Below are 26,433 nucleotides of genomic sequence, written 5' to 3'. Positions count from 1 at the left end.
AAAAATTTTCACACGAAAAGATTGACGTCTGAAAATTAGTACGATTATAATGTAAATAACTTATTAAATATAAAAGTATAAAAAGTATTTAAAATAACTTTAAGGAGGATCTTGAGATGGCAAAAGTAGTAATGATTACAGGGGCTTCTAAAGGATTAGGAAGAGCATTGACGCTATATTTTGCGCAAAAAGGGCATCAACTTGCGATCTGTGCGAGAGGGGAAGAAAAGCTAAGAGAAGTTCAACAGGAAGCGGAAAAACTCGGGGCAGAGGTGTTGGCGGTCGTTGCGGATGCATCAGTCGCACGCGATGTAGAACGGTTTGTCGCAATGACTGAAGACCGTTTCGGGAAGATTGATGTTCTTATTAATAATGCCTCAATGCTCGGGCCAAGCCCGATGCCATATTTGCTTGATTATCCTGAAGAAGATTTTGCCGATGTTTTGCGCGTGAATGCGATTGGCCCGTTCCTCGTTACAAGACGGGTGCTCCCGGCTATGTTGCAGCGCAATGAAGGAAGCATCATCAATGTGACATCGGAGGCTGGCAATGTTGGTTATGCAGGCTGGGGTGCCTATGGAATCTCGAAGTTTGCACTTGAAGGTTTGACCGAAACGTGGGCGGATGAAGTGAGTGAAACGGGAGTCCGCGTGAACATGGTTGACCCCGGTGAGATGGATACAGAAATGCATGCGCTCGCCGTACCAGATTGCGATTACGAGCTCGCCAATCCGAATGATATTGTACATGTGTTCGGCTATCTTGCCTCTGATCGCGCAAAAGGAGTCAATGGTAAGCGGTTTAGCGCCCAGGAGTTTTCACTAGAAGGGAGCGGGAACTAATGGCGGTGTCTGCGATCAATTTCTCATTGCCGGAAGAATTAAATGCGAAAATGCCGCCGGAGAGAAGGGGGATTCGCCGCGATTATGTGCGGATGATGGTTCTTCATAAAGAAACAGGGGATCGAGAGCATGCACAATTTTATAAGCTTGATCGCTATTTAGAAAAAGGAGACCTTGTCGTACTGAATTCAAGCCGTACGGTCCCGGCCGTTTTAAAAGGAACATTGAAAAAAGAGGAGGGTCGGGAAGTAGAAATCCGGCTCGCCCATCGGAAAAGCGAGAAGGTCTGGGAGGCGCTGGCCGTCCGTGAAGAAATGAACATCGGAGAACAGATTTGTTTCTCCCCGGTATTATCCGCAACGGTTATCAAGACCCATCAAGATGCTCCTTTTGTCACACTGGAGTTCAACTTATGCTGCTCCGACCTGTACGATCAAATTTATGCAATCGGCCAGCCGATCCGCTATGAGTATATTGAGAAGCCGTGGGATCTTGATTATTATCAGACCGTCTATGGAACAGCACCTGGATCTGTTGAAATGCCGTCAGCAGGGCGCGCTTTCAGCTGGGAATTGTTATTTCGCTTGCAGAAAAAGGGGGTGCGGATCGTCTTCATCCAGCTTCATACCGGATTAAGCTATTTGCTTGATGATAAGTGGCATTTAGGCCCACGGGAAAACTACGAAGAATACCATCTGCCGCAAGAGGCAGCTGAAGCGATTGCTGAAACAAAAGCAAATGGGGGAAGGATCATTGCTGTCGGGACAACGGTCGTCAGGTCCCTTGAAAGCGCGGCTGACGAAAAGGGAATCGTCCAGGCACAAAGTGGTTGGACCAATTTATACATTCACGAAAAAACAAAGCTGAAGGTCGTTGACGGATTAATTACTGGACTACATGAACCGGAAGCGAGCCATTTAGATTTGTTATCTGCCTTTGTAAAAAAGAACCATTTGTACAGGGCCTATCAGGAAGCGATTCAAATGAACTATTTATGGCATGAATTTGGCGATATGAATTTAATTATTTAAAGAGGTGAAGTGATGCGAGTCCATCATTATGGAATTGATGTAAGCCATCTTGAAGCATCAGTTGAATTTTATCAAACGTTTCTCCATTTGAAAGTGATAGAGCGAATGTCTTTTATGGACGAAAAAATAGTGTTTTTAGCGGGGGATGGGTTATGCATCGAGCTAATTGAAGGATCGGATGGGCGTCCTCCCGCTTCAGCTCATCTCGCGTTTTTAGTGAACGATCTTGGGCAATTAATGAACGAACTTGGAAACCGCGGGTTCGTTCCAGCAGAAGGACCATACCGGATTAAGAAAGATTGGAAGTCCGCCTTTTATAAAGGTCCGGATGGCGAAATGATCGAGTTTATGGAAATGAAGGCAATTTAATAAAATAATGGAAAGGCGCAAGGGAAACCTGCGCTTTTTTTATAGGACTAAAGGAGGAATTCGGCGCATTTATAAGGAAATAATGAGTGAGGGGGATATATATGCTTTTTCATTTTAGCGAGGATCCAACGATTCAAAGTTTTATACCGAGGCACCATCCCGCGTATCCTGATAAGCCATCAATGGTCTGGGCCATTGATGAAGAACGGGCGCCACTCTATTTTTTCCCGCGTGATTGTCCAAGGATCGGCTATTGGGCTATTGAAACAACAACAACCGAAGATCAGCTTACGTTTTTTTCACATTCAACTGCAAAAAAGATCGTTGCAATTGAAGGAAAGTGGTTAGAAAAAATAATGACGACAAAGCTTTATGTGTATCATTTTCCGGAAAGTTCCTTTTATTGTCTCGACCGCGGTGCAGGATATTATGTTTCTCATGAAGAAGTTCAGCCAATTGATAGGAAGCCGGTCGGAAGCTTATTGCAACGTTTAGTAGAAGCAGATGTAGAATTGAGGATTACGCCGTCACTCGTCCCGCTAAAAAATGCATTAATTCATTCAAGCCTCCACTTTTCAATGGTCCGTATACGCAATGCTCAGCTTTTATGATTATTTGATCTATTTTGGAATAGGTGTAGGACTTAAGTTAAGAATCGTTACGAAAACTTTACAATAATTAGAACATGGAAATAAGATTCATTTAATAAACTAGTAGAGGGAATGTATGGCACAATCAAAAACAAATATATTGCACCATATTGAAATCAATGTTACAAATCTTGAGGAATCCGCTGCTTTTTGGGGATGGATTTTAACGGAACTAGGGTTTACCCGCTTTCAAACATGGCCCGACGGCATAAGTTGGAAGCTGGGGGACACGTATCTCGTATTCGTGCAAACAAAAGACAAGTATAAGCATATCTCTTATCACCGGTGCGCAACGGGATTGAACCATCTTGCTTTTTGGGGAAAATCGCGTAATTTTGTTGATGAAATAGCGGGCAAGCTAAAGGAGAAAGGGATTCCCTTGCTGTATGAAGACCGTTATCCATATGCGGGCGGGCCATCACACTATGCTGTATTTTTCGAAGATCCGAATCGAATTAAAGTAGAAATTGTCGCACCCGATTAAAAAAGGAGTGATAAAAGCAAATGGAACGAAAAAAGAAGAAAAGTGAACTATTGACATGGGTGAAGTCCATTTTGCTGGCACTCATATTCGTTTTTATTATTAAGACCTATTTATTTGCCCCGTATTTAGTAGAAGGGACATCAATGTCTCCAACGTTGCATAATCATGACAAACTGTATGTCAATAAAATTATTTACACGTTGTCTGAACCGAAAAAAGGCGATATCGTCATTATTAAAGGGCAAGACAAACGCTATGTAAAACGGGTTATCGGTTTGGACGGAGATGTTATTCAAATGAAGAATGATTCACTATACGTCAATGGTAAACGCGTAAACGAACCGTATTTGCGTCCGAATAAAATAGAAGCAAGGAGCCTGGGGCTTTATTTAACAGAAGACTTTGGCCCAATAAAAGTACCTAAAGGGAAAGCGTTCGTAATGGGAGATAACCGTTTGAAAAGCATGGACTCTAGAAATGGACTCGGCTTAATTAATTTAAAACGTATCGAAGGACGTTCAGAGTTCGTCATTTATCCATTTTCCGATGTTCGAAAAACAAAATAAGCACAACCGAAAGATCGAGGGTTAAAAACACAGAAAAAGAGGGGATGACAATGAATGAGATCAAACGATGCAGATGGGGCGAAGAGGACGACTTATTAAGAAGCTACCATGATGAAGAATGGGGGAGAGGAGTAACGGATGATGACCAACTGTTTGAATTCCTGACGTTAGAGATTTTCCAGGCGGGATTAAGCTGGCGGACGATTTTGCATAAACGGGAAAATTTCAGGGAGGCCTTTTCGCAGTTTCATATTAAAACAGTCATGCAATATGGCAAGGAAAAGGTTGAGGAATTGATGCAGAATGCAGGGATCATTCGAAATCGGAGGAAAATTGAAGCGACGATCGAGAACGCCCAAAGGTGCCATCAGCTCATTCGTGAATACGGAAGCCTGTTTTCATTTTTTCAGCAGCTGCCTGAAGGAAAAGAGGACAAGCAAAAAGCAATGAAGGCGACGTTTAAACACGTCGGTTTAACTACGGCAGAAAGTTTCCTTATGGCAACCGGATTAATTCCAGCAACCCATGAAGAAGGCTGCTTTTTAGAACGGAAAACGCGAACATAACAGTTAAACAGACGTTTGTATAAAAAATAGGACGAGATCAAGCGCCAAATACCTCCTTCGCACATAAAGTAATAGAGGAGGTGTTTTTTTATGCCTTACGAAATTTTCGTCTCAACGACAAGACGCCAGCTTTCCTTGTTTAAAGAGGGAAAATTGGTCAAGCAATATCCGGTTGGTATTGGGAAAATGTTGACCCCGACACCAGTCGGAACATTTACAATCATTAATAAATCACCGAATCCGGGTGGACCATTTGGCGTGATGTGGATGGGACTGTCCAAGCCGCACTACGGAATTCATGGCACGAATAATCCATCATCCATCGGCAAATACGTCTCCCACGGCTGCATCCGCATGTACAACCACGACGTACTCGAGCTCGCCCATACCGTACCAATCGGAACACCGGTGCATATACATCCTTAAGAAATAATAAAGAGCTCTTTATTAGAGCTCTTTATTTATAGAGTTAGTGGTGAAGATGTTGTTCTTCCGGTTTGTTCAATGGCACCGTTGAAGCTCGGAGCAGATGCTATAGCAACACCTAGCACCAGCAATAAGACTATAAAAGTTTTTTTCATTTTGAATCACCCCTTTCTAATTGATCAAATTAGTTTTTTCCTTACTTCATTTGCTAATCTATAATAATAACTTGCTTTTTTATATTGAGAAATTTCATAGTAATAATTTGCTAAAATCTCAGAATGTTCGGCCATATATTGCCAAAAGTTCATTTTTTCAAAATAAGGGATAGATTTTTTACTTAATAAGTTTTCAAACTTAATTCCTTTAGTATCGTTGATTTGATACTCCAGAACTTTATATAAATAATAAAGCTCACTATCAGCGTTCTTTATATCGTTTTTTATCTTACTTAACCATTCTAAAGCTTGTTTTTTATCACCAATTTTCCATAACTCATTTGCAATTAAATAATAGGTTCGATACTTGGTTTTATTAGGTTGATTTTCTTTATAAACTAAACTTGTTTTATAGTTCTCTATTGCTTTCTTTGAATCATTTAAGCAAGAAAAAATATAACCAAGGTTATGGTAAATAACACCACAAAGAAATTCATCCTTAAAAGATTCCGCTACTTTTAGTGCTTGTTTATAGTGATATTCAGCTTGACTGTAATTATGAATTCTTCTGTTACCGATTCCTAAAAGAACATGGCAATCAGCTGATCGTGAATAATTATATTCTTTATCAAAGATATCTAAAGCTTTATACGTATAATTCAGAACATCCATTATATATGTTAACCTACTGTAAGTTAGAGCAATATAGTAATACAGTACGGCTACTTCTACGTTTGGAAGCTGTAGAGACTTTAATAGTTCTTCTGCCTTTAAATAGAGATCTAAAGATGCCTTAAAATCTTCAATATAATAATTGTATTGTCCAAGGATGAGGAAGTAGTAAAATTTGAGCTCATCGGTTAATATATCCTTCAACATTTCAATTTTTTTTATAACGTTTTTACAGCTTTCTAGATCTTCCTCGGATAATAAATACCGCAAATAAAACAAGTCAAAACGTAGAAGAAGTTCCGGATTCGTTATTCCCTCCATTTTTTCCTCGACATTTTTCAAAAATTGTTTAGCCTGGTCAAATTTCCGATCAACCATCATCATATTCCACTCATTCAGCATGTCGAGGATTTCTTTGTTGTCTGCTTCTTCCGGCGAGATGCCTAAACGTTCGCAAAGCTGGATAATCACTTCATCACTAGATTTGGCGCCGGCTTTTTCGATTTTACTTAAATAAGAGACGGAGCAAATTCCTTGAGACAATTCTTCAAGGGTTAGGCCTTTGACCTTTCTATAATATCTTATTCGTTGGCCGACCAAAAAATCACCCCTTTAGAGTTGGGAAAATTGTCATGGAAACCACCCGTTTATTGAGGGTATTTTCTACTACTTTTCCCAATACGAAGTCCTAAATTATCTGATAAAATAAATATAACAGAAAACAAGAAATTTTTGTTGGGATTGTACTATTTTTTTATAAAAAATTCCACTGAAAGCCGAGAACGTACGGCAAACCCGGCGGAACAAAACAAGGAGGAGAGCATAATGACCCAAATGTACATGCCATCATCACGTGTTGATCAGAAGAAAGGCTCGCTTTATGACTCAATTGATCCTGAACTAGCCGGAATGATTCCAACAGATGAAGAGTTGGAAAAAGTATTGCATTCGGAGCTTCTCGTGGATTGCCATAACAACTATTGGTACGCGAAGGAAGAGGAGAATAAGCAATTCACGATTTATGTTTTTGAACAGAAAAATGGAGTACTAAAGTCCTGGAGATCAAAAGGGCAACCTAATTTTTATGAATTTCCCGATTGTGTTGCCGTCGCCTGTGAAGGGGATGGTTCGAAAGGGTCGGTTCTTATTTTCTCAAAAGAGGAACCGGAGCTTTTGAAAGAATGGAAAGTAAATGGTTATTTATGGGATGTTGAAAAGCACGGGGAGACTATTTATATTTCCTGCTATATCGTTGGAGAAGATCAAGCCGTTTTATATCAGATTCAAAACGGCAAGAAAAAACGGATTAATTTAGGAAGAAGCTTTACCCCGACAGATATTCTTTGCATTGACGATAAAGTGTATATTTCCGCATCACCTATCTTAAACGGCGATCCGAAAAAAATTGTTGTGTTGAATGAAAAAGGAACGGTTATTCAAGAATATCCGCTTGAAATCTCTCCTAGGAGCTTGTATCACATTGGAGACGAAATCCTTATTTATGAGCTCGATCTTGCAAAAGGGAAAAGCGAACGAATTGTTTATCTCAATATAAAAACAGGGGAGCAAAAGCAGCATTATATTCCTCATTCCCAAATTGTAAAATGCACAAGCCGCTCACTCTCGCTTCTTCAACAAGACAGCCAAACATTGTATATTTGGGACCATGCCAATCGGAAAATCGTCAAAAAGGAGAAAATTAGCGATCAACAAAAAATCCTTTAATCATACATCCTGCACATTTAGTGGCGTGCAGGTTTTTTTATTTGTAGTAAAAAAGTTTCATATTAAAAATGAAACAATTGAGTAGGAAGAATTTACTATGCGCTTGCCTCGTTATAGGAAGAAAGAATCATTTTATTTAGTAAGAGTCCATGCTGGAGGCGACTTTGCTATAATGGGAAAAAACGGAACTAGTAGTATACGATTCGCGTTTTGGAGGTATAGGAATGGGTTTATCAGATATGCTTGGGGACATTCATGCGTCCATTTCGAGAAAGTCGGCCGATGTGGATGAAAAAATCTCCAGGCTTGAAGAAGCGAAAAGAAAAATTGATCGAGAGCAAAATTCCAGCCTTGTGGAGATTAAACGGATTTTGAGACCAGATTTAGGCAACGGCTGGATGGGAAAACGAGCGGACAGTTTCCACGATTTCCGCAATGACGCCTATAAAGACATGGAAAAAGTTTGTCATGATGACTACGATGACTACAAAAGTAGCATTGAATGGAAAATTAAAGAACTGGAGGCTGAGCGAGGGCTCCTGAACATGGCGAAGAAAGCAGCGCATGAAGCGGACGTGTTGGCGGAAAAAGGAGAACACGCGCTTGAAGAACTCGGCAACAAAATCAATGACTTAAAAAGGTGGTTATTTTAATGGAAGTTAAATTAAAATACGATGTCGTCATGCAAAAACTCAACGGCGTGCAAAAAGCGCTTGACGCCCTCACTCTTCCAGAGCCGCCTTCTGATTTGCTCGGAATCAACGAACTCGGATTTACAACAAAGTGGAAGGAACGAGAAGGCCACCTTCATAAAAATGTGTCGGAGTATAAAAAGGTCGTTCTAAAAAATGTTGAGGATACGCGTGCCAATGTGGACTTACTGAAAAAGCAGGATGAGGCGGTCGTTCGAAACTAAAAGAGAAAGGGAATTAGAGACACATGGCGAATAGTAAAGTATATGAAGCGAAGACGCTCGTTGCGGCAATGGAAGAACGGGCAAAGCACTATAAAACTTTCCAGGAACAGTTGAACGATTTAAAAAAAGCATTTCAAGCCGTAGTTGATTTAGGCGATGATTTTAAAGGAAAAGGCGCTGATGCGATCAAAGACTTTTATAGGGCGCAAATTGATGTCGTTGACGAATGGATTGACCTGACGAAACAACAGATAGCTTTTTTCAACGGAATTAAAGCTTCAACGGAGGACGTCAACCTTGCTGATGGAACGGTCGTCCACCTTCCTTTTTTGGAAAATGAGTTAAAGCGTGCCTATCAAACATCAAATGACCTTGTCTATCACCAGCAGGAAGAATTAAAGAAAATCTTCAATGACATTAGCGATATTATATCTTTGGACGTATTTTCAAGGGAGCCTTTTGCAGAGCATATAAACAAAGCGAATAAAGAACGGAAAGACACAATTGAAAAGGTTAACCAGTTCGACCATGATTTAAAAGAGGAATACGCCCTTTCAGAGCCAACGGAAAATATGGTACTCGGGCTTTACAGCGCGTTAATCGAAGCGACAAAAAAGGACGGGGAAATTTCTCCTATCCACTTTAGCCTCAATGCTTACCATAACAGCAAAGTCTATCAATTAAAAGACGATGTGCAAAAAAATACGAAAGCGTATCTTGACTTCAAAGAAGAACAGGCTGAGGTAAGAAGGCTGAAGAAGCTCGAGGAGGAACGGAAGAACCGCCCGTGGTATGAAAAAGCATGGGATACGGTTTGCACTTTTACGGGGGAGATTACCGGGTATTATGATGCGAAGAGAGCAGCGGAAGGCATCGACCCGGTCACCGGAAGAAAGCTGTCAGCGGCAGAACGGGTTGCAGCCGGAGCCATGGCTGCCGCCGGGTTCATTCCAGTCATCGGCTGGGCAGGCCGGGCGCTAAAAGGCGGAAGCGCCATTTACAAGACAGCAAGGGGAATCAATGCCGCAAGCCACGCGCTTGATGCATACAAGGCCACAAAGACGCTCGATGCTCTCAAGATGACGGAAAAAGGAATCTACGGATTTATCGCCGCCAACGGTATGACTGAAGCCGCCACAGGAAAAGACATGTTCGGCAACCAACTGACGAAGGAGCAGCGCGAAAACAGCTTCCTGCAGGCGCTGACGATGGGTGCCCTCGGCGGAATGAGCCATTACGCGGATAAACTACATGCGAAAAATTTTCCATACAGCCATGCCTACACAAGCCAAAAAGTGGCCGAAGCCCAGCGAATCATGCAAGAATTAAGAAGAAAAGTCGGCCAAATCAAAATACCCGTCGGAATCCATTCAGAAGTTCTCGCAACACCAATCGGAACCATCCGTCACTTCAGCCTCGACCAACGAACCTTAAGCGAAGTGAAGCAAAACTTTGCGAATAAGCGGGTTGCTGAGGTTAGAGGTGGGGGTAGTAGCGCTGGTTCTAACGATATATCCAAAGTATCAGAGGGGCCAAGATATGGTGAAAGAAGGATTTCGGATAAAGAATATCGTAAGTTAAGAGCAAAGACACCATCAAGGAAGATCCAAAGGCAAGTTAATCAAAATATTGATAATATTATTGGAACACCTGATCCGGCTTTACCGGGTAAAAAAATAGAAGGAACTTTACAAGCTGATCACATAGTTTCCATGGATAAAATCACTAAAATGGAAGGATTCGATACATTAACCGAGAAACAAAAAATTGAAGTATTAAATCATCCCGATAATTTTGTTGGTTTAAGTGAAGCCGCCAATAAGTCAAAGGGAGCAAAGTCTTATTCCGAATGGACAATGTACAAAAAAGAGGGCATTCCTGTATCTTCTGAGTTTCGAGAAAAAATGATGGCAGAAGAGAAGCGATTAGAAAGTGAGCTTCAAAGGTTAATAGATAAGTTAAACATGTTAAATAGAGGGGAATCAAATAATGGTGGATAAATTAACTTTTTTGAATCAATATCGCAAGAACGTTAAACTTATTCCTCAGGAAGAATTAGTCAATCTTGAAATAGACACTATCCCTACATATTGGATAGATGTTCTAAAGGAAAAGGACCAAACAAAAAAATTAAAACAAGTAGTGGAACTCTGGAAGAGTATAAGTGGGGATGAATTGCGGAATACCATTTCATATTTATCTGAAAATCTTCGTGATGTTGAATTAATTATTGATAATGGTAATTTTGCAATTTTATATAGTGTAAAGGTTGAAGATGGCATTGATTATTTTGAAGGCGGAATTCCTACCAAAAATATAAATCATCCGGACTTAAATAAAAATTGGGGTAAAATTCCGAGCTCCATAAGGAACTTTTACGAAAACTTGCATAATGGTTTTTATTATTTTCCAAGCCGCGCAATGGGGTTAGTTGCGTTAGAGAATGTTACGTACTTTGATAATGATGAATGGGGGATCATTGAGGATTTAGAAGAACCGCTCGGCATAAATTTATCAAGTACTTTTGGTTTCTTTAATAGTGGGATGGGCGGATATATCGCCATTGATTTCAACAACTGTGAAAATGACAATGCGACATTATGGTTCGTTGACGATCAACCGCAATATAATGTGAATTTTTGGGACATGGTAGACGAATGGATTGTCATTGGATTTGAATAATTATTAAATCGAAAAAAGGGATTTATATATAATGGATTGCAAATTTTTGATGACTTTAAATTTGAAGAAAAAGCTCCGCAAAGCCTTATCGAGAAGTATAGGGAGAAGGTTCCGGAAGAATTATTAGAAGTATGGGAAGAAAAAGGCTTTGGCAGTATTCTTGACGGTTATTTGAAGTTTATTAACCCGGAAAGCTTTCAAGATTTAATGTATGGCTCTTATTTCAGAGGTAATGTTTCTATCCCTATTTTTGCGACAGGGATGGGTGATCTTATAACTTGGGAAGAAAATAGATATTTGAGGCTCATTAACTATCGAAAAGGAAGATTCAAAGGAATTTCAGCGGGTTTTGAATTTTTCTTTTCTGATTTTGAAGATCGTTCTTTTTGTGAAAAGTATTTAGATTGGAATCCGTATACGGACGCTGTGGAGAAATACGGTAAACCCAAATTTGATGAATGCTTTGGTTATGTACTTCTTCTTGGATTAGGCGGGGTTGAAAAAGTGGAGAACTTAAAAAAGGTGAAGCTAATTGAGTATATTTATTTAATTATTCAATTTTTGGGACCAATTGAATAACTGAAGGATGTAAATGAAGATGTTATTAATTTAGTAACCTACTGTGGCCAGTAGGTTACTACTTCAGAACATTTACCTTGGAAGTATTATCTTTCAAGGCTATTTTCTTTACCGAAAAGACCGGGAGGCTATTAAGTATGGATACGGAACTGCATAAAATATATCAGGAAATAGCATTAACAGTGAATGAAATCATTCCGGAAAAGTGGGATAAGGTATATATTTATGCAGAAGTCCAAGAAGATGTTTCTAAAGTAGGATTCTTTTATTTCCCGGAAGGAAAAGATAAACCAATAAATGTTCTTGATATTGCTGGTTTATTTGATATTGACGAAGAGTATGTAGATGATTTGAGGTATAAAATCGATGATTGCTTTGAAGATCTATGGAACCTGTTTGTAAAAAATGGACAGGATGTTTGGACGAATTTAACCTTTATCTTAGAATCTTCAGGGGAGTTTAAAATCGATTATGACTACGAGGATTTAACAGATGTTGATGATTTCGAAAGACAAATCATTTGGAAGTATAAATATTTGGGGATTGAACCATCAGTTGAAACAAAACGAGCAAGACAAATTTTTGAAAATTCCTCTCATATACAAAAGGTAAGGCGGCTCGATTACAGAAAGAATGCTAGGGGAAAATAGATGAATGAAGCAAAAAATGATGGCATCTATAATGAAATAGCTAATTTGGTAGTTAAAACCATTCCAGAAGAATGGAATGAGGTTTTTCTTTATGGTGATGTCGTAGATGGAACTCAGATAGCTTATTTTTATTACTACCCGGAAGGTAAGAAGACTCCAGTTTATAGTCATATATTCCAGAACTATTAAATGTAAACAGTGAAGATTATCAAACATTATGGCACCAGTTGTTAGATAGCCTTCACAAATTACAGAAAGAATTTGAAATAAATGATCAGGAACCATGGACGAATCTCACTTTATTTTTTGATAAATTTGGCAAATTCAAAGTGGATTTCAATTATGTAGATCTATCAAACGTAATTCCTCACGAACAAAAAACGATATGGAAGTATAAGTACTTAGGCCAAGAACCAAAGACGAATTCCGGAAAAAAATATCTTGAAAAGTACCTTAATAATAGAAATGAAAATTTTTTAGATAACTACCTTAAAAATTTGAAGGGGAGTGAATTTGAGCAACAAAATCTTTGATGATTTTACATTTAAAGAAAGGACCCCGGAAGAAGTTATTCAACGTTACAGTGGCAAGTTGCCGGAGGAGATATTGGGAATTTGGCATCAATATGGCTTTGGGAGCTTCTTAAATGGTTATTTAAAATTCATCAATCCTGCACAATATGTAGAGTTATTGAAAGAAGTTTATGTCAGGAGTGAACAGGCGGTCCCTGTTGCCGTAACATCAATGGGAGATATCATTGTCTGGGAGAAAAGCAGATATTTAAACTTATTAAATTTTAGAAAAATGCGAGTCGATGTAATCTGTGCGGGTTTTGCTTTCTTTTTAGAAGATTTAAATGATATAAGTTTTCTTGAAGAAGAGTTAAGCTGGGAACCTTACCCTGAGGCAGTTGAAATTTACGGTCAACCCGCATTTGACGAATGTTTTGGCTATGTACCTCTTTTAGGATTGGGTGGCACTGAAAAAGTAGAGAACTTGAAAAAGGTTAAAGTAATGGAACATATTTATTTAACTGCTCAATTTTTCGGCCCTCTTGAATAAATAAAAGAAGCCAACAGACTGGACGTTTAAAAGTCAGGCGAAGAAGTTATGGCGGTGGCAAAATGGTTTATAAATATCTGAAATTAGGCATTACAAATAATGATAGGGAAAGCGTAGTGAAGGATGTAGAAAGAATACTGCAAATATCCTTTGAAAGACGGGAAAGCAGTTATTGGGGAGAGTACTATATTGCTAAAATAGATCATTCCCAGGGCATTCAATTAACGTACAATTTTATAGATGAAGGCTGGCAGGAGGAAGAGTATCAGGATTGTCCTCTGTTATTGTCAATAGACGAATTGGCAGAGCCTGAAAGGGAAATGTGGATGATTTGTAACGAATTGCGATACATAAAACCACTGTATATGACTGAGGTTGAACCAAATGTTTTCTTCAAGAAGTATTTGTTTCAAGACGGCGTTTTTAAATTAGAAAGCGAATACCATATGAAATAAAAGGATGGCCCAAAAATTCGAAAGAGGTGCATAGTGAAAAAATTCATCCGAACAATAGAAAACAAGAACATCATCATCCAGGCGGAAGGACAATTAGATTTCCAAGTAAACCATTTATTTAATATCCTATCAAAAGTTGATAAAAGTAAGTTAATAGATGGATTTTCGTTGCAAATCGGTTGGTCCGTCTTTTTTCTTACTCAAAAAGAAGATGGGTATCATGTTGCCGCCCCGGATTTTGCGAAAAATCCCTTTCAGGATATGACGGAAGATTTGACCATACCTCTATGGATTCAGTTCAAGCAAATTCATTTTTTGCAAAAGTTAAACCTTCACGGGGAAACAGTGAAGTTTAGCGACAAAATTATTGCCGCCAGAAAGGCACTCCAATACGATAATCTATTTTTGCAAAGAAGCAGCGGCTGCGAAAAAGGCGATTCAGGCTGGTATATAGGTCCCGTGGATTATGAAGTTGAAACAGAGGAATTGGAAGCATTTTATGCCTACCAACTGCTAAAATGGAGGCCAGCACTTATTCAAGTTTTGGCATTGCCATTTGAATATATGGTTGTTTTTGAGAAAGATGAAATTAAAGCGGTCTTGGACGATCAAGATATCGATATTTGGAATTAAATTGTGCAAATACAGGGGTGAAGTGTTCAATGGATGATTCCGGAAAGCTGGAATTTTTGAATAAATATACGCTGGATAAAAATCTTTGTGTTAACCTATTGCATGCAGATGAAGTCAGTCGTTTAAAAGAAGGCCTGGTTCCTGATGAATGGAAGGAAATTTTTATCACTGAAGACAAGCCGGGTAAAATAAAAAAGTTGCTTACTATAAGGGAGAGTTTTGTCGGCAAAGAAATGAGCAATACAATATCCTAATTAAAAGACTTTCTGATCGATGTTGAGATGATGAAAATAGGAAGCAGATATTCCATTCTGTATTCCATAAAAAACCAAAGAGGAAAAGTTGTATATTATGAGGGGAGAAATCCCAAGGAAAATTTTAATAATGACCAATTAGAAGAGGACTGGCCGAACATCCCACTCAAAATTAGAGAGTTTTATAAAAATGTTCATAACGGCTTTTATTATTACCCGAGTAAGTCGATGGGGCTTGACCCATTAGAAGAAGTCACTTATTTAGATGAATATGAATGGGGGATTCTTGAAGATATTGGGGAAGAAAACCTTAAAATTGATTTAAGCTCATCTTATGGTTTTTTCAGTAATGGGATGGGGACATACGTAGTCATTGATTATAAAAATTGTGATCATGGCAATGCGGCATTATGGTCTTCAAAAGTAGAGCCGGAATACAATCTCAAGTTCTGGGATGTGGTGGACGAATGGATGGTAATCGGTTTTGAATAGGACCCAATCATCCTACTCAAAAAGGGGCCCGCTCTATTAGAAAGCAAAGCCCCCTTCCGCTTATAGATCTCGAAATCTTTTTAGCACCCATGCGGTCTTTAAAGAATTTATTTTTTTACGGCATGAATGAAATGGATCGTTTCAAAGGCCGTGAGATAATCTGTTCGGTCGTTGAAAAAACGGTTATCAATCGTTGCCGGCGTTAAATGTTCATAAATGAGCAAGCCTGATCTTTCCAGCATTCTCTCCATCTCCTCATAGGAAAAGCACGCTTTCATTGGTTCCCTGCTTGCTTCGGCCATTTTTACCATGTTTTCGACCCTGTTGGAAATGCCTCTTTCTTCAAAAAGCTTCTCATCTGCGAAATCAAAAACGATGGAGCTCCCTGATGGAACTCTGGCAAATAAATGGTCGATTAAGCTTGAATTTTCTTCTTTCGTTAAATAGTAGGAAACCCCTAAAAGGCTAAAGAAAGTTTTCTTGTTCACATCAAAGCCTTCATTTATGAGCTGGCGATAGGAAAACGTTTTGCTGAAATCCATGGAAACAAAATGAAGGTTGTCCGGTATCTGTAATCCGACTTTGCCCAATCTTTCCTTTTTAGTTGCCTGTGTAGAAGGATAATCAACTTCAAATATATCCACGGTGTTTTCCAACTCTGGATGCCGGAAGCAAAACGTATCTAATCCGGCTCCAAGAATGACGTATTGTTCTACCCCTAACTTCACTTCATTAAGCAATACATTTTCACAATATGCGGAGCGGGCAAGGGGAGTCGGGGAAAGTTGAACCTGTGTAATCCATTTCAATCGTTCATCCGCATTGCCTTTGAATTTTTCCGCTATATCCTTGTTGAAGAATTGCGCGCCTTGAACCATATTCCGTTTTATGTCATTAAATTCTTGTTGGGTAATTAACTCTTTGGCTAAATCGTCGTTGAAGATTTTAGGTGAATCGAATTGGCAATGATATGCTCTGCCAAACGCTGATACGAGTGAAGTTAAACTTGGCTTATTTTCCTCCATGCATCCACGCCCTTTCAGTTTTAAAACAAAAAATGGGATTTCCCCCGGCCAGGAGAATCCCATTATACAACTCAATATTTTATTTGTAAATTATAGCACGAATTAAATATTTTGTCAAGTTTTTGATTGCTGGTTTTCTTGAATTTTCATGACTCTTTTCCCTGATCTAAAATTCTCTCGCGAGTTTCAAGAGCTTCTTTAATCATTACAATTTCGTTTGGCGAAGTATGGTTATGGGTTAGTTCAAAAAGTATGGCTCTTGCGTCGTTATCCCTTAACTTAACGTTACCAAGTCTCATTTTTGTCACCACCAATGTATAGTATTAGCATTATTGGTTTAGCCAGGAAACCGAAATTTAAAACGTCATTCATCTTTTAATCGATCCTACACAAAAAACAATGTGCAGGATTTTTTTGCGTCGCAACGAACTTACTCAATATGGGGGAATGAATCATGGAGAAAAAATGGATTCCTGGAATTAATCATATTGAATTTTGGGTGAGCGATAGGAAGCGGTCGATGGATTTTTACCGGCCGCTGTTCCAGTTGATTGGCTGGCGCGAGATGGCAAATGGGACCTTTAGTTCCGGCCGTATTGAAATTTATTTTAAAGAAGAAAAGGTGAAGAAAACCGATTCGATCGGATCGCGTCATATTTGCTTCCAGGCGATTGACAGGGAAACCGTTGACAACGTCGCGCGTTTTTTAGTAGAAGCGAAGGCTTCTATCATTAGAGGCCCGGTTGAAAGGCCCGAATATTCACCGGGGTATTATACAGTCGACTTTCGCGACCCGGATAGTTATGTGATCGAAGTAGCTTATACACCAAACATGGAATTATAGGAGGAGCAGTAATGGCACCGGGGTGGCAAGGATCAGCAGCCATTTGCATTAACGAGAACAACGAACTTCTTTGTTCAATAAGTTAAAGGAAAGGGAATAGAATAAAGGGATGGCGTTTATCTCATTTCGCCCCAGGAGAAACTACTGGTAATGGAGGGGTGCGTATATGGACGAAACAATTCGAGAAGCGAGCCTTGGAGATTTTCCTGACATAGAAGGATTGTTAAACGAGCAACACCTGCCGGAGAAATGGACGAAAGAGCATTGGGAGTCGTTGATTGACCGGGAAGATTACGGATTGTTTGTCGCTGAAATAGACAATGAAATCGTCGGATTCGCTGCGGCAAAAGTGACCGGGTTTCCGGAAACCCTTTCGACGGGAATGTTAAAAAAACCCCTGGCCTCCATTACTCATGTAGTCGTACAAAAAGGACATAAAGATGTCCATCCTGAGCTAATCCAGCGCTGTTTACTCTGGGCAAGGAAAATGGGGGCGGATGATTTTCGTTTTCCTTTTTAACAATTTGATAAAAAAAGGGGGAGAGGTCAGGTTGGAACATCGATTTAAGAAAAATTGGTGCTGGCATGAATTTAACTTTGATAATGTAGAAGAGATTCAACAGCTTATCGCCGATACCCCTGTTTATAACCATTGGTCGAAACATATAACAGAAAGAAAAACGAATTTCTTGCATGTCGACAAAAAGGATGAGATCGGCTCCGTTTTGTACGGTTCGCTCGTTTATTATCAAAATCCTTACAACCAGAACGATTACAAGTGGTTCCACTTTTTTGTGTCTACTTCTTATTTTGTAACGGTCGGTTTTGATCTTTCGCTATTAAATCGGACAAACCGCGAGACGATGTATAAAGAAATGGATCAATGCCATTCGGCGCAGGAAGGCTTTTTTGTTTTAGTTGGAGAACTTTTAAACAATTTTTTAGACGGGATTGACAAGTTTGAATATAAATTGACGAAGATGCGCCGGGACGTGCAAGAAAACAATCGGACGTACCTGCTCGATAAAATTTATGATCTCCGTCATGAGTTGCTCAATTGGAACGACCTGGCGATCCCTGTTGAAGAATTGAAGCTAGCTGCTGAAGAAGCGTTTCTGGATGACATTACTCAGGCGACAGAATACCGGAGAACGTGTGTCAGAATTGAGCGGACGTTTCGCTTGATCCAGCATTACCGCCAGGATATCGATACGTTGCTGAATTTGGAAGAGGTATTGTCTTCCCATCGCGGAAACGAGATTATGAAAACGTTGACCGTCTTTACGGTTATTTTTACACCGGCTATGGTGCTTGGCGCCATATGGGGAATGAATTTTAAATATATGCCGGAGCTCCATTTAAAATATGGCTATCTTTATTCATTGCTTATCATCGGTTTTTCTACCGTCGCGGTTTATATTTGGCTCAGGATGAAAGGATGGACCGGTGATTTGCTTAAAAAACGAAAAAATATCGATCGCGGCAAGATTCGTTAATCTTTAGATTAATGGGTTTTGTCTTTTTTTGTTTCTAACTATTGGAAAAAAAGCCGATACATAAAGGGAAAAAGCAGTTCTGTCCTATTTCCGTATTTTACCGATTGAATTTTATCTAAATGTTTAGCTAAAGGCGAAATGTATGAATAGAAAATTTTAAATGGCTCTTTTCAATTACGGGTTTACTCATTTTAAACGTCATTTTATTCATAAAGGAACCGTTATCAAAGATGAAAAGGAAATACCTCATATTATAAAGGAAGATTTAGCGTATACGACTCTAATCGGAGAAAAGGTAAAACAGCAGGTTATACAGGCAGGTCATCTCGTTCTTAAAATTGCGAAGGGCAAAACATTGATTGATTGCCAGTTATTTAACCCAAACACGGAAAAGAATAAAGAGAAAGAGAAGCATACAACGAAGGTTCACAAGTTGAAAGCAATGGGTGCCGCGACAAACACAATGCTTATAGTTTCCTTTTTATTTCTTCTTTTCCTTTTTGTCCTGATCATCATTCGAGTGCGTACTGCACGAAAAAGGAGAGCTCGTCGTCTTCAAAAATCAGTAACGAGCCATAAACCTTGATCCTATTTCGGGAATAAGAAAAGTAGTTGCATACGGTATTAAAAAGGCGTGCCTACAAGGTGCGCCTTTCACTTTAAGTGGTAAAAGTCTTTTAAAAATGTTTCAAATAACTCCGCTTCCTGGATTTCGTATTTTTTTGCAACATATGTTGAAGCTTCTGGCATTTGCAGAAACGGAATATCCACTTCAAGCAATCTCCCTTCGAGAAATTCCCGTTGAACCGAAGAACGAGGCAAGAACGAAAAGCCCAATCCTTCCTCTATAAAGCGGACGGTTACGACACTCTGGGTAATGACCATCGTCCGAGCGGCTGGATAAAAGGAGCGAATTTCTGTTAACAGGTCATCCCAATAAACCGGGTGATTGTGGGTAAAAAGGGTAAATTGTTCAAATAAGTAATCAATGTCCGGAGGCGGGCTTTCCCAGTCGCCATCGGTATGGGGAGCGACAAGAATGACGGGGTCTTTATATAAACTATAGCTTGTTACATCCGACTGAATAGGCTTCATCCGCGACAATCCGAAATCCGCTTTACCTGTCGAGATCGCTTCACCGATTTCGTTCGACTCCATTACCATAATGACAACGTTAACGGAGGGGTAATTTTTCATAAATTGTTGCAAAATAAAAGGCAAAATTGACCCTGCAATTAATGGAGAAACAGCAAGAACCAATTTCTTTTCATACCCTTGCTGCCAGTTTTTCAATTCCGTCATACTATTTCTGTAACTGTCCAGCAATTGACGGGCATTAGGAAGAAATCGGTGACCTGCTCTTGTTAATTGTACATTTCTTCCTACTTTTTCAAAAAGCTTGATCCCCATTTCTTTTTCTAAATGCTGAATATGCATCGTAACGGTTGGTTGCGCAAGATAAAGCCGTTCAGCGGCAAGACGGTAATTTTCATATTTGGCGGCAATAACAAACGTTTTAATCCAACGAATGTCCATACATTCCTCCTGATCAATTATGAATGATGATTAATAATAAGAGAATTAACTATTAGATATGATGATAATTGAAGTGTATCATAAAACTATGACAATTTTGAAAGGGGAATGAAATATGGTTGTTGCCGGATTGGAAGGAATTGTAGCTGCTGAAACCAACATTAGTCTCGTCGATGGGGAAAAAGGCCATCTCGTTTATCGAGGGTATTGGGCAAAGGATTTAGCGCTACACTATAGTTTTGAAGAAGTCGCGTTTTTACTATGGAATGACAGGCTACCGGAAAAAGAAGAACTTCAGTTTCTCAAGGCAAAGTTTCAGCGCACGCGCACTCTCTCTCTCGACACCATTTCACTTATAAAAAATCTCCCTTCTTCAATGGACATGATGGCTGTATTAAGAACCGTTCTATCTTCTTTAGGTGATGATAAGTTTGGCTGGCCGTCTGACATCGATCAAGCAGTTGCATTAACAAGCATCGTACCAAGTATCATTGCCATACGTTATCGTAATCAAAATGGACAATCTATTGTAATGCCTGATCAAAACTTAAACCATGTGGAAAACTTCCTATATATGCTGACAGGGAAAATTCCATCGAAAGCACATGTTAAAGCGTTAACTGCTTATTTAGTGCTAACAATGGAACATGGAATGAATGCTTCAACTTTCACAGCAAGAGTCATTGCATCCACTCAATCGGATATGGTTTCAGCTATAACGGGCGCGATCGGAGCGATGAAAGGACCACTGCATGGCGGGGCACCGTCAGAAGTCATGGACATGCTTGATGAAGTTGGTTCAAAAGAACACGCTGAAAAATGGATTCGGTCTGTACTTGAACGTGGAGAAAAATTAATGGGGTTTGGCCACCGTGTCTATAAAACAAGAGATCCACGCGCCGAAGCATTGCAGGAGATTACAGGAAACCTCGTAAAAGAAGATGAGTGGTTTGACCTTGCCAACTACGTGGAAAAGAAAGCGATTGAACTTTTAAATGAATACAAACCGGGAAGAAGGATCTATACGAATGTTGAGTTTTTTGCTGCCGCTATCTTGCGGGCGGTGCAAATCCCAAGAGAAATCTTTACTTCTGTATTCACCGCTAGCCGAATGGTCGGATGGACGGCACATGTTCTCGAGCAAAACATGAACAACCGTATTTTCAGACCACAATCAGAATATATTGGCCGTATGCCCGAGTAAAAACAGAAACGTTACGCTTTCAGAGTGTGGAAAAACACTATGTTTTCTTCCACACTCTTTTTTATTTGTAGAAACAAAGTTCTAACTCGCATTAATTCAGCCGATTTTAGAAATAATTCAGCCAAATTCAAGCATCATTCAGCCAAAGAGTAATGAAGCGAATTTTAATTGATCTTTAGCGCCGGCGTGGAACCAAAGCCATAAGGAGAGGAGCAAGAGCGGCTCCTCCGACAAGCCCGAAAAGGTGGCCAAGAACATTGATGCTTTCATTACTAATGAATGTTGACCCTAAATTAATGATAAGGAAAATAAGCAAAATTTGTGAATCGGCACGGCTAAAATATTCTTTTCGGCTGTACATTAAATAAAGGTAAATTCCGAACAAGCCAAAAATGGCGCCCGAAGCTCCGATATGAACATAATCAAGCGGCAGCATAAGATAAGTTGCAATGTCTGCAATAATTCCGGCGCCTAAATAGCCGATCAAAAATTTTACCTTGCCTAAAATCCGCTCAAGTGCCGGGGCAAATAAAACAAGAGAAAACGAGTTAAACAGTAAATGCAAAAATCCTTGATGGGTGAAAATCGGTGTAACAAAACGCCAATATTCCCCTTCACGTATGTAATAGTTCGAACCGGCCATCAGGTGAAACAGTGAATATTGGTATGGACCGAAATTTATAAGAAGAAAAACAATGAGTTGAATTGCGACAATCATTGAGACAATCGGATAAAGCCGCAAAAAGGTTCGAAAATCCTCATTTCGTAAAAAAATCGTAATCACCACCGTTAATATAGGTAAATCTATTTTAACATAAATACAATCAAGGAATCATTTGGTAACCCCTTCTGATGATTCACTTTTCACACAACTTACCTTATGTTATTATCGAAGTGAGTAATCACTCATTTTGGGAAGGGGAGTAGATACCGTGGAGGGGATTGTTGCTGTTCAAAATGTTTCAAAACATTTTGGTGATCATGTCGTTTTAAATGACCTGTCATTAACAATGGGGAGGCCTGAAATCTTTGGTTTATTAGGTCCATCCGGTTCGGGAAAAACGACGCTCGTGAAAATGATTGCGGGGATTGATGCACCATCATCAGGAACGGTTTCAGTTTTTGGCGAGGGAATGCCGAATTTAAAGTTGATGGGCCAGATTGGTTATATGGCGCAGGCTGATGCACTCTATGAAGAATTAACGGCGAAGGAAAATTTGGAGTTTTTCGCATCGCTATATGGTTTAAATCAAGCGAAACGGCAAAAACGGATTGTTGAAGTGATGGAAATGGTCAGTTTAAAATCGGACCTTAAAAAAATGGTAAAGGACTACTCTGGCGGGATGAAAAGAAGATTGTCACTTGCGATCGCTCTCCTGCACGAACCGAAACTATTGATTTTGGACGAACCGACCGTCGGGATTGACCCGGTATTGCGTAAAGCCATTTGGGATAAATTTGAATCGTTGCGTGACAATGGGACGGCCATTTTGGTAACGACCCATGTCATGGACGAAGCTGAACGGTGTGATCGTCTAGGCCTTATTCGGGATGGGGAAATGATTGCTACCGGAGAGCCGGGCCAGCTGAAGCGTGAAACGAATTCATCGACAATCGAAGAAGCATTTTTGTTCTACGGAGGTGCGGGCCATGCGAATTAGGGCCATCGTTATCCGTATTTTACAACAATTTTTCCGCGATAAACGAACGCTCGCTTTAATGCTATTGGCACCCCTTTTAATTTTAACAATGCTCTGGCTCGTTTTTAATGGAAAAGATTATAAACCATCCATCGCAGCTATAGATTTGCCATCTTCCTTCATTGCAAAGTTGAACGAAAATGATGTTAAACTTAAAACACTGCCGTATAAGGACGCGATGGTAGAGTTGAAAGAAGGAAAATTAGATGCCGTCATCTCTCATTCCAATCGAGAACTTCAGATCAAATTAGAAGGAAGTGATCCAACGGTTAATAAGGAAACCATCAACAAGATTCAAGAAACGATGAAAGAACTAAGTCCAGAAAAAACGCAAGCAAAGCTAAGTATTTCGTATCTTTATGGATCAAAAGACATGAGTTCATTTGATAACTTTGGGCCTGTGTTGCTTGGGTTTTTTGCTTTTTTCTTCGTGTTTCTCATCGCAGGTGTTGCCTTCCTAAGAGAACGGACAAGAGGAACGCTTGAAAGGCTGATGGCTAGTCCTTTAAAACGGTGGGAAATCGTTATCGGATATGTAATAGGCTTTGGCGTGTTTACAACTTTTCAATCAGCGATTATTGCTTCTTATGCGATTTATGTTCTCGATATGCTTATGAATGGCTCATTTATTTATGTGTTGATCATCACCTTGCTTTTATCTTTGACGGCATTGACGCTTGGGACGCTATTGTCATCTTTTGCGAACAATGAATTGCAAATGATGCAATTTATTCCGCTTGTCGTCGTCCCGCAAATCTTTTTTTCCGGGTTGTTCAATCTGGAGACGATTTCCCCATGGGTTCGTTGGATTGGTCCATTAACCCCGCTATATTATGCTGCCGATGCCCTGCGCGATGTAATGATTCGAGGGAAAGGCTGGAGTGGAATTGCCACGGATATTTGCATGCTTATCGGATTCTCACTTTTGTTTATGCTATTAAACGTTGTGGCGCTTAAAAAGCATAGACGGATATAATAGGAAAGAATTTTTTTGAAGGAGATACTTATGAAAGATCAAGAATGGCTCGCTGAGATTTTGCAAGTAAAAGATGAGGAAAAGCTGACGGATAAGCAAAAAAAAATTATTGCCGCTGCCATTGAAATTTTTTCGGAAAAAGGATACTCCGCTTCGTCAACGAGTGAAATTGCAAAACGAGCGGGGGTAGCGGAAGGAACCATTTTCCGCCATTATAAAACAAAAAAGGAATTGCTCATCTCGATTGTCGGCCCGATAATGGCAAAATTAATTGCTCCGTTTATCATTCGAGATGTAGATAAAGTGTTAAAAAAGGATTTTGACCATTTTGAAGACTTTTTACGGGCAATGATTGAAAACCGCCGTGAATTTATTAAAAATAATTTGCCTGTGTTAAAGATTTTGTTGCAGGAAATCCCATTTCATCCTGAGTTAAAAGAACTTTTCATGGAACATATTGCAAAAAAATTGTATGAGCGCTTCAAACGGGTTGTCGAACACTTCCAAAAAAAAGGCGAACTTATCGATATGCCGTCTAATTCCGTCATTCGATTAACGGCATCAAGCATTGTCGGCTATTTATTGGCGAAATATATTCTTCTGCCTGATGCCAGGTGGGATGATGAAAAAGAGATAGAGCGAACGATCGCATTTATTATGCACGGATTAGGAGCGAAACAATCATTTTAAAAGAAAGAGGACATGTTGATGATCATTGGAACAGGAATTGATATTGTTGAGATTTCCCGCGTCAAAAAAACATATGAAAAACAGCCCCGCTTTGCGGATCGGATATTAACGGATCGGGAGCTGAAAGACTTTCACGGCTTATCCGGTCATCGGCAAGCGGAATTTCTCGCTGGCCGTTTTGCTGCCAAGGAAGCTTATTCAAAAGCATTAGGAACCGGCATCGGAAAGGATCTTAGCTTTCGTGATATTGAAATTGCAAAAGATGAGAACGGAAAACCGATCGTTAGCCGTCCTGAAAACGAGTACGTCGCGCATTTATCGATCTCTCATTCAAAGGACTTTGCGGTAGCGCAAGTAATTTTAGAAAGCCTGTCATGCTAGTCTGCATATTGTCCCATCTGGTCTCATATATTGTAATGCGGTCAGGAGGGGCTATGTATCGCGCTTAAAAATGACAGTTTCAAGTTTAGTGAGTCAACGTTAGGACTCAAACTGAAGAAATGTTCGAATCGAAAGAACAATATCTTCAAATGATGTGAGCTGTTCATCAAGGTTGCGAGAAATAGAAACCCTTCTTTGTCGAAAATATGGGACAAAGGGGATGGGAAAATGAAGAAGACACTGTCAATTGCGTTGATGGCGTTGCTATTCATATTCGCATTGGCGGGGTGCGGAGCGAAAAGTCAGGACGATGTCGTTCAATCATTAAGCAAAAAAATCGATAAGATGAGCGGGTATAAAGCGAATGCAACGATGACGCTCCAAACGGGAGAAAAGCCTGTCAAGTATTCACTCGAGATCTGGTATAAAAAGCCGAACTTTTATCGGGTCAATCTGAAGAACGCTAAAAAAGACCAGAGTCAAATGATTCTTAGAAACAAAGACGGTGTGTTTGTGCTGACCCCAGCTTTAAACAAAAGCTTTCGTTTTGACAGTGACTGGCCGGAAAATAACAGCCAAATTTATTTAGTAGAATCGCTCGTATCTGACATTTTAAACGATTCCACGAGAAGTTTTAAAAAGAAAGAAGACTCGTATGTGTTCCATACGAAAACACATTATCAAAACAAAAACTTGTACCAACAGGAAATTACGATCTCAAAAGATTTAAGCCCCAAACAAGTTCGCGTCATGGATAAGGATGAACATGAAATTGTAAAGCTCGACTTTACAAATGTTCAATTCGATCCGAAGTTTGATAAAAACGCATTCGATATGCAAACGAATATGACGGGAGCACAATTGGAATTGCCAACGCTTGGAGAAGATTCAAAACCGATGGAGACCGTTTATCCAAATGATACGCTTGGACTTAAGGCTCAAAAGGAAAAAACGGTTAAAACCGAAGAAGGCTCTAAAGTCGTTCTATCCTATAGCGATGAAAATGAAAAGAAATCGTTTACTCTTATTGAGCAAAAAGTCGATGTTGTACCGACACAACAGCATGTATCCATTCCTGAAGGCGAACCGGTTGATCTCGGATTTACGATTGGGGCAATGGACACCAATTCGATTTCATGGACACATAACGGCATCGATTATTTTCTTGCATCGACAACATTAAAACAAGAAGAATTAATATCGATTGCCCGTTCCGTTTATGAACATGTTTCCAAGTAAGAAAAACGCGTTTGCGTTTTTCTTACTTATGTTTGAGCGAAAAAAAACAAATCCCTTCCACATTTCTTATTTCATAAGGTAAAATAAAATGAATGGAATAGTTCTTATCACTTTAAGATATATATGTAAGTGT

At 39.6% G+C, this 26,433-nt stretch carries 35 protein-coding genes and 1 pseudogene; 31 read left to right on the top strand and 5 right to left on the bottom strand.

Annotation, left to right across the window (positions count from 1 at the left end; translation table 11 throughout):
• Positions 1–116 precede the first annotated feature (116 nt).
• The 8 genes from H538_RS0109860 to H538_RS0109825 all read left to right on the top strand — a co-directional run bounded on the left by H538_RS0109860 (position 117) and on the right by H538_RS0109825 (position 4,934).
• Positions 117–842 (top strand): SDR family NAD(P)-dependent oxidoreductase, encoded by a 726-nt coding sequence (locus tag H538_RS0109860; RefSeq protein WP_026677452.1) that lies wholly within the window; start codon positions 117–119, stop codon positions 840–842.
• Complete coding sequence (locus H538_RS0109855) at positions 842–1,873, top strand: S-adenosylmethionine:tRNA ribosyltransferase-isomerase (RefSeq protein WP_026677451.1); 1,032 nt, start codon at positions 842–844, stop codon at positions 1,871–1,873. Before H538_RS0109860 ends, H538_RS0109855 begins: the two co-directional genes overlap by 1 nt.
• 12 nt (positions 1,874–1,885) lie before the next feature.
• Positions 1,886–2,242, top strand: coding sequence for a VOC family protein (locus H538_RS0109850; protein WP_026677450.1), 357 nt, complete (start codon positions 1,886–1,888; stop codon positions 2,240–2,242).
• A 101-nt stretch (positions 2,243–2,343) separates the two neighbouring features.
• The gene (locus H538_RS0109845; protein WP_026677449.1) at positions 2,344–2,853 is read left to right on the top strand and encodes a DUF6886 family protein; all 510 of its coding nucleotides are present in this window, start codon (positions 2,344–2,346) and stop codon (positions 2,851–2,853) included.
• A gap of 115 nt (positions 2,854–2,968) precedes the next feature.
• A complete protein-coding gene (locus H538_RS0109840) occupies positions 2,969–3,376 on the top strand; it encodes a VOC family protein (RefSeq protein WP_211235562.1) in 408 nt (135 codons plus the stop codon).
• 20 nt (positions 3,377–3,396) lie between these two features.
• On the top strand, positions 3,397–3,942 hold the full coding sequence (gene lepB / locus H538_RS0109835) for a signal peptidase I (protein WP_026677447.1): 546 nt from the start codon (positions 3,397–3,399) through the stop codon (positions 3,940–3,942).
• A 50-nt stretch (positions 3,943–3,992) separates the two neighbouring features.
• Positions 3,993–4,508 carry a DNA-3-methyladenine glycosylase I gene (locus H538_RS0109830; RefSeq protein WP_026677446.1) on the top strand — a complete coding sequence of 172 codons (516 nt, stop codon included), beginning with the start codon at positions 3,993–3,995 and terminating at the stop codon, positions 4,506–4,508.
• 90 nt (positions 4,509–4,598) lie between these two features.
• The gene (locus tag H538_RS0109825) at positions 4,599–4,934 is read left to right on the top strand and encodes a L,D-transpeptidase (protein WP_026677445.1); all 336 of its coding nucleotides are present in this window, start codon (positions 4,599–4,601) and stop codon (positions 4,932–4,934) included.
• 179 nt (positions 4,935–5,113) lie between these two features.
• Here the strand turns inward: H538_RS0109825 and H538_RS0109820 are convergent, their stop codons facing one another.
• Positions 5,114–6,361, bottom strand: a complete 1,248-nt coding sequence (locus H538_RS0109820) for a helix-turn-helix transcriptional regulator (RefSeq protein WP_026677444.1) — start codon at positions 6,359–6,361, stop codon at positions 5,114–5,116.
• A 225-nt stretch (positions 6,362–6,586) separates the two neighbouring features.
• Between H538_RS0109820 and H538_RS0109815 the strand changes: the two genes are divergently transcribed.
• From H538_RS0109815 to H538_RS27100, 13 genes and pseudogenes are all read left to right on the top strand, one after another.
• Positions 6,587–7,486, top strand: a complete 900-nt coding sequence (locus H538_RS0109815) for a hypothetical protein (RefSeq protein ID WP_026677443.1) — start codon at positions 6,587–6,589, stop codon at positions 7,484–7,486.
• Positions 7,487–7,710: 224 nt separating this feature from the next.
• On the top strand, positions 7,711–8,139 hold the full coding sequence (locus H538_RS0109810; protein WP_026677442.1) for a YwqH-like family protein: 429 nt from the start codon (positions 7,711–7,713) through the stop codon (positions 8,137–8,139).
• Positions 8,139–8,402, top strand: coding sequence for a YwqI/YxiC family protein (locus H538_RS0109805; protein ID WP_026677441.1), 264 nt, complete (start codon positions 8,139–8,141; stop codon positions 8,400–8,402). Before H538_RS0109810 ends, H538_RS0109805 begins: the two co-directional genes overlap by 1 nt.
• Positions 8,403–8,425: 23 nt before the next feature.
• Positions 8,426–10,402, top strand: a complete 1,977-nt coding sequence (locus tag H538_RS25075; protein ID WP_051291413.1) for a ribonuclease YeeF family protein — start codon at positions 8,426–8,428, stop codon at positions 10,400–10,402.
• Complete coding sequence (locus H538_RS0109795; protein WP_026677440.1) at positions 10,392–11,084, top strand: SMI1/KNR4 family protein; 693 nt, start codon at positions 10,392–10,394, stop codon at positions 11,082–11,084. Before H538_RS25075 ends, H538_RS0109795 begins: the two co-directional genes overlap by 11 nt.
• Positions 11,085–11,120: 36 nt before the next feature.
• Entirely contained in the window at positions 11,121–11,663 is a 543-nt protein-coding gene (locus H538_RS0109790; RefSeq protein ID WP_026677439.1) for a T6SS immunity protein Tdi1 domain-containing protein, read from the top strand.
• Positions 11,664–11,800: 137 nt separating this feature from the next.
• Positions 11,801–12,313, top strand: coding sequence for an immunity protein YezG family protein (locus tag H538_RS23505; RefSeq protein WP_081412620.1), 513 nt, complete (start codon positions 11,801–11,803; stop codon positions 12,311–12,313).
• Positions 12,314–12,502: an immunity protein YezG family protein gene (locus H538_RS27040; RefSeq protein ID WP_322786396.1), complete on the top strand. Its 189-nt coding sequence runs from the start codon at positions 12,314–12,316 to the stop codon at positions 12,500–12,502.
• Positions 12,503–12,540: 38 nt separating this feature from the next.
• Positions 12,541–12,846 (top strand): immunity protein YezG family protein, encoded by a 306-nt coding sequence (locus H538_RS27035; RefSeq protein ID WP_322786395.1) that lies wholly within the window; start codon positions 12,541–12,543, stop codon positions 12,844–12,846.
• The gene (locus H538_RS0109775) at positions 12,827–13,375 is read left to right on the top strand and encodes a T6SS immunity protein Tdi1 domain-containing protein (protein WP_026677438.1); all 549 of its coding nucleotides are present in this window, start codon (positions 12,827–12,829) and stop codon (positions 13,373–13,375) included. Before H538_RS27035 ends, H538_RS0109775 begins: the two co-directional genes overlap by 20 nt.
• 62 nt (positions 13,376–13,437) lie before the next feature.
• On the top strand, positions 13,438–13,830 hold the full coding sequence (locus tag H538_RS0109770) for a hypothetical protein (RefSeq protein ID WP_026677437.1): 393 nt from the start codon (positions 13,438–13,440) through the stop codon (positions 13,828–13,830).
• 33 nt (positions 13,831–13,863) lie between these two features.
• On the top strand, positions 13,864–14,463 hold the full coding sequence (locus tag H538_RS0109765; protein ID WP_026677436.1) for an immunity protein Imm33 domain-containing protein: 600 nt from the start codon (positions 13,864–13,866) through the stop codon (positions 14,461–14,463).
• 29 nt (positions 14,464–14,492) lie between these two features.
• Positions 14,493–15,209: pseudogene (locus H538_RS27100) on the top strand (SMI1/KNR4 family protein).
• A 107-nt stretch (positions 15,210–15,316) separates the two neighbouring features.
• Here H538_RS27100 and H538_RS0109755 read toward each other — a convergent pair.
• Positions 15,317–16,234, bottom strand: coding sequence for a class I SAM-dependent methyltransferase (locus tag H538_RS0109755; protein WP_026677435.1), 918 nt, complete (start codon positions 16,232–16,234; stop codon positions 15,317–15,319).
• A gap of 146 nt (positions 16,235–16,380) precedes the next feature.
• A complete protein-coding gene (locus H538_RS26075; RefSeq protein WP_154657942.1) occupies positions 16,381–16,533 on the bottom strand; it encodes a hypothetical protein in 153 nt (50 codons plus the stop codon).
• 155 nt (positions 16,534–16,688) lie between these two features.
• Between H538_RS26075 and H538_RS0109745 the strand changes: the two genes are divergently transcribed.
• The 4 genes from H538_RS0109745 (at position 16,689) to H538_RS0109730 (ending at position 19,160) form a co-directional block, all read left to right on the top strand.
• Positions 16,689–17,078, top strand: coding sequence for a VOC family protein (locus H538_RS0109745; RefSeq protein ID WP_035350504.1), 390 nt, complete (start codon positions 16,689–16,691; stop codon positions 17,076–17,078).
• 166 nt (positions 17,079–17,244) lie between these two features.
• Positions 17,245–17,598: a GNAT family N-acetyltransferase gene (locus H538_RS0109740; protein ID WP_026677433.1), complete on the top strand. Its 354-nt coding sequence runs from the start codon at positions 17,245–17,247 to the stop codon at positions 17,596–17,598.
• Positions 17,599–17,629: 31 nt separating this feature from the next.
• Positions 17,630–18,574, top strand: a complete 945-nt coding sequence (locus H538_RS0109735) for a magnesium transporter CorA family protein (protein ID WP_026677432.1) — start codon at positions 17,630–17,632, stop codon at positions 18,572–18,574.
• Positions 18,575–18,734: 160 nt separating this feature from the next.
• The gene (locus H538_RS0109730) at positions 18,735–19,160 is read left to right on the top strand and encodes a hypothetical protein (protein ID WP_026677431.1); all 426 of its coding nucleotides are present in this window, start codon (positions 18,735–18,737) and stop codon (positions 19,158–19,160) included.
• A gap of 68 nt (positions 19,161–19,228) precedes the next feature.
• Here H538_RS0109730 and H538_RS0109725 read toward each other — a convergent pair whose 3' ends face one another.
• On the bottom strand, positions 19,229–20,110 hold the full coding sequence (locus tag H538_RS0109725; RefSeq protein WP_026677430.1) for a LysR family transcriptional regulator: 882 nt from the start codon (positions 20,108–20,110) through the stop codon (positions 19,229–19,231).
• A 115-nt stretch (positions 20,111–20,225) separates the two neighbouring features.
• Between H538_RS0109725 and H538_RS0109720 the strand changes: the two genes are divergently transcribed.
• Positions 20,226–21,314, top strand: coding sequence for a citrate synthase/methylcitrate synthase (locus tag H538_RS0109720; RefSeq protein ID WP_026677429.1), 1,089 nt, complete (start codon positions 20,226–20,228; stop codon positions 21,312–21,314).
• 175 nt (positions 21,315–21,489) lie between these two features.
• Here the strand turns inward: H538_RS0109720 and H538_RS0109715 are convergent, their stop codons facing one another.
• A complete protein-coding gene (locus H538_RS0109715; RefSeq protein WP_322786394.1) occupies positions 21,490–22,056 on the bottom strand; it encodes a rhomboid family intramembrane serine protease in 567 nt (188 codons plus the stop codon).
• Between the two features lie 190 nt (positions 22,057–22,246).
• Between H538_RS0109715 and H538_RS0109710 the strand changes: the two genes are divergently transcribed.
• From H538_RS0109710 to H538_RS0109690, 5 genes are all read left to right on the top strand, one after another.
• On the top strand, positions 22,247–22,975 hold the full coding sequence (locus tag H538_RS0109710) for an ABC transporter ATP-binding protein (RefSeq protein WP_026677427.1): 729 nt from the start codon (positions 22,247–22,249) through the stop codon (positions 22,973–22,975).
• Positions 22,965–23,990 carry an ABC transporter permease gene (locus tag H538_RS0109705; RefSeq protein WP_026677426.1) on the top strand — a complete coding sequence of 342 codons (1,026 nt, stop codon included), beginning with the start codon at positions 22,965–22,967 and terminating at the stop codon, positions 23,988–23,990. The genes H538_RS0109710 and H538_RS0109705 overlap by 11 nt, the downstream gene beginning before the upstream one ends.
• Positions 23,991–24,020: 30 nt before the next feature.
• The gene (locus H538_RS0109700) at positions 24,021–24,680 is read left to right on the top strand and encodes a TetR/AcrR family transcriptional regulator (protein WP_026677425.1); all 660 of its coding nucleotides are present in this window, start codon (positions 24,021–24,023) and stop codon (positions 24,678–24,680) included.
• A gap of 18 nt (positions 24,681–24,698) precedes the next feature.
• Positions 24,699–25,061, top strand: a complete 363-nt coding sequence (gene acpS / locus H538_RS0109695) for a holo-ACP synthase (RefSeq protein WP_026677424.1) — start codon at positions 24,699–24,701, stop codon at positions 25,059–25,061.
• A gap of 228 nt (positions 25,062–25,289) precedes the next feature.
• The gene (locus H538_RS0109690; RefSeq protein WP_026677423.1) at positions 25,290–26,300 is read left to right on the top strand and encodes a LolA family protein; all 1,011 of its coding nucleotides are present in this window, start codon (positions 25,290–25,292) and stop codon (positions 26,298–26,300) included.
• Positions 26,301–26,433 lie beyond the last annotated feature (133 nt).

It is taken from the genome of Fictibacillus gelatini DSM 15865 (genome assembly GCF_000430745.1).
Taxonomy (GTDB): domain Bacteria; phylum Bacillota; class Bacilli; order Bacillales; family Fictibacillaceae; genus Fictibacillus_A; species Fictibacillus_A gelatini.
The sequence above is the reverse complement of the archived record's forward strand: the minus strand, read 5'-3'. Positions and strand labels throughout refer to the sequence as shown.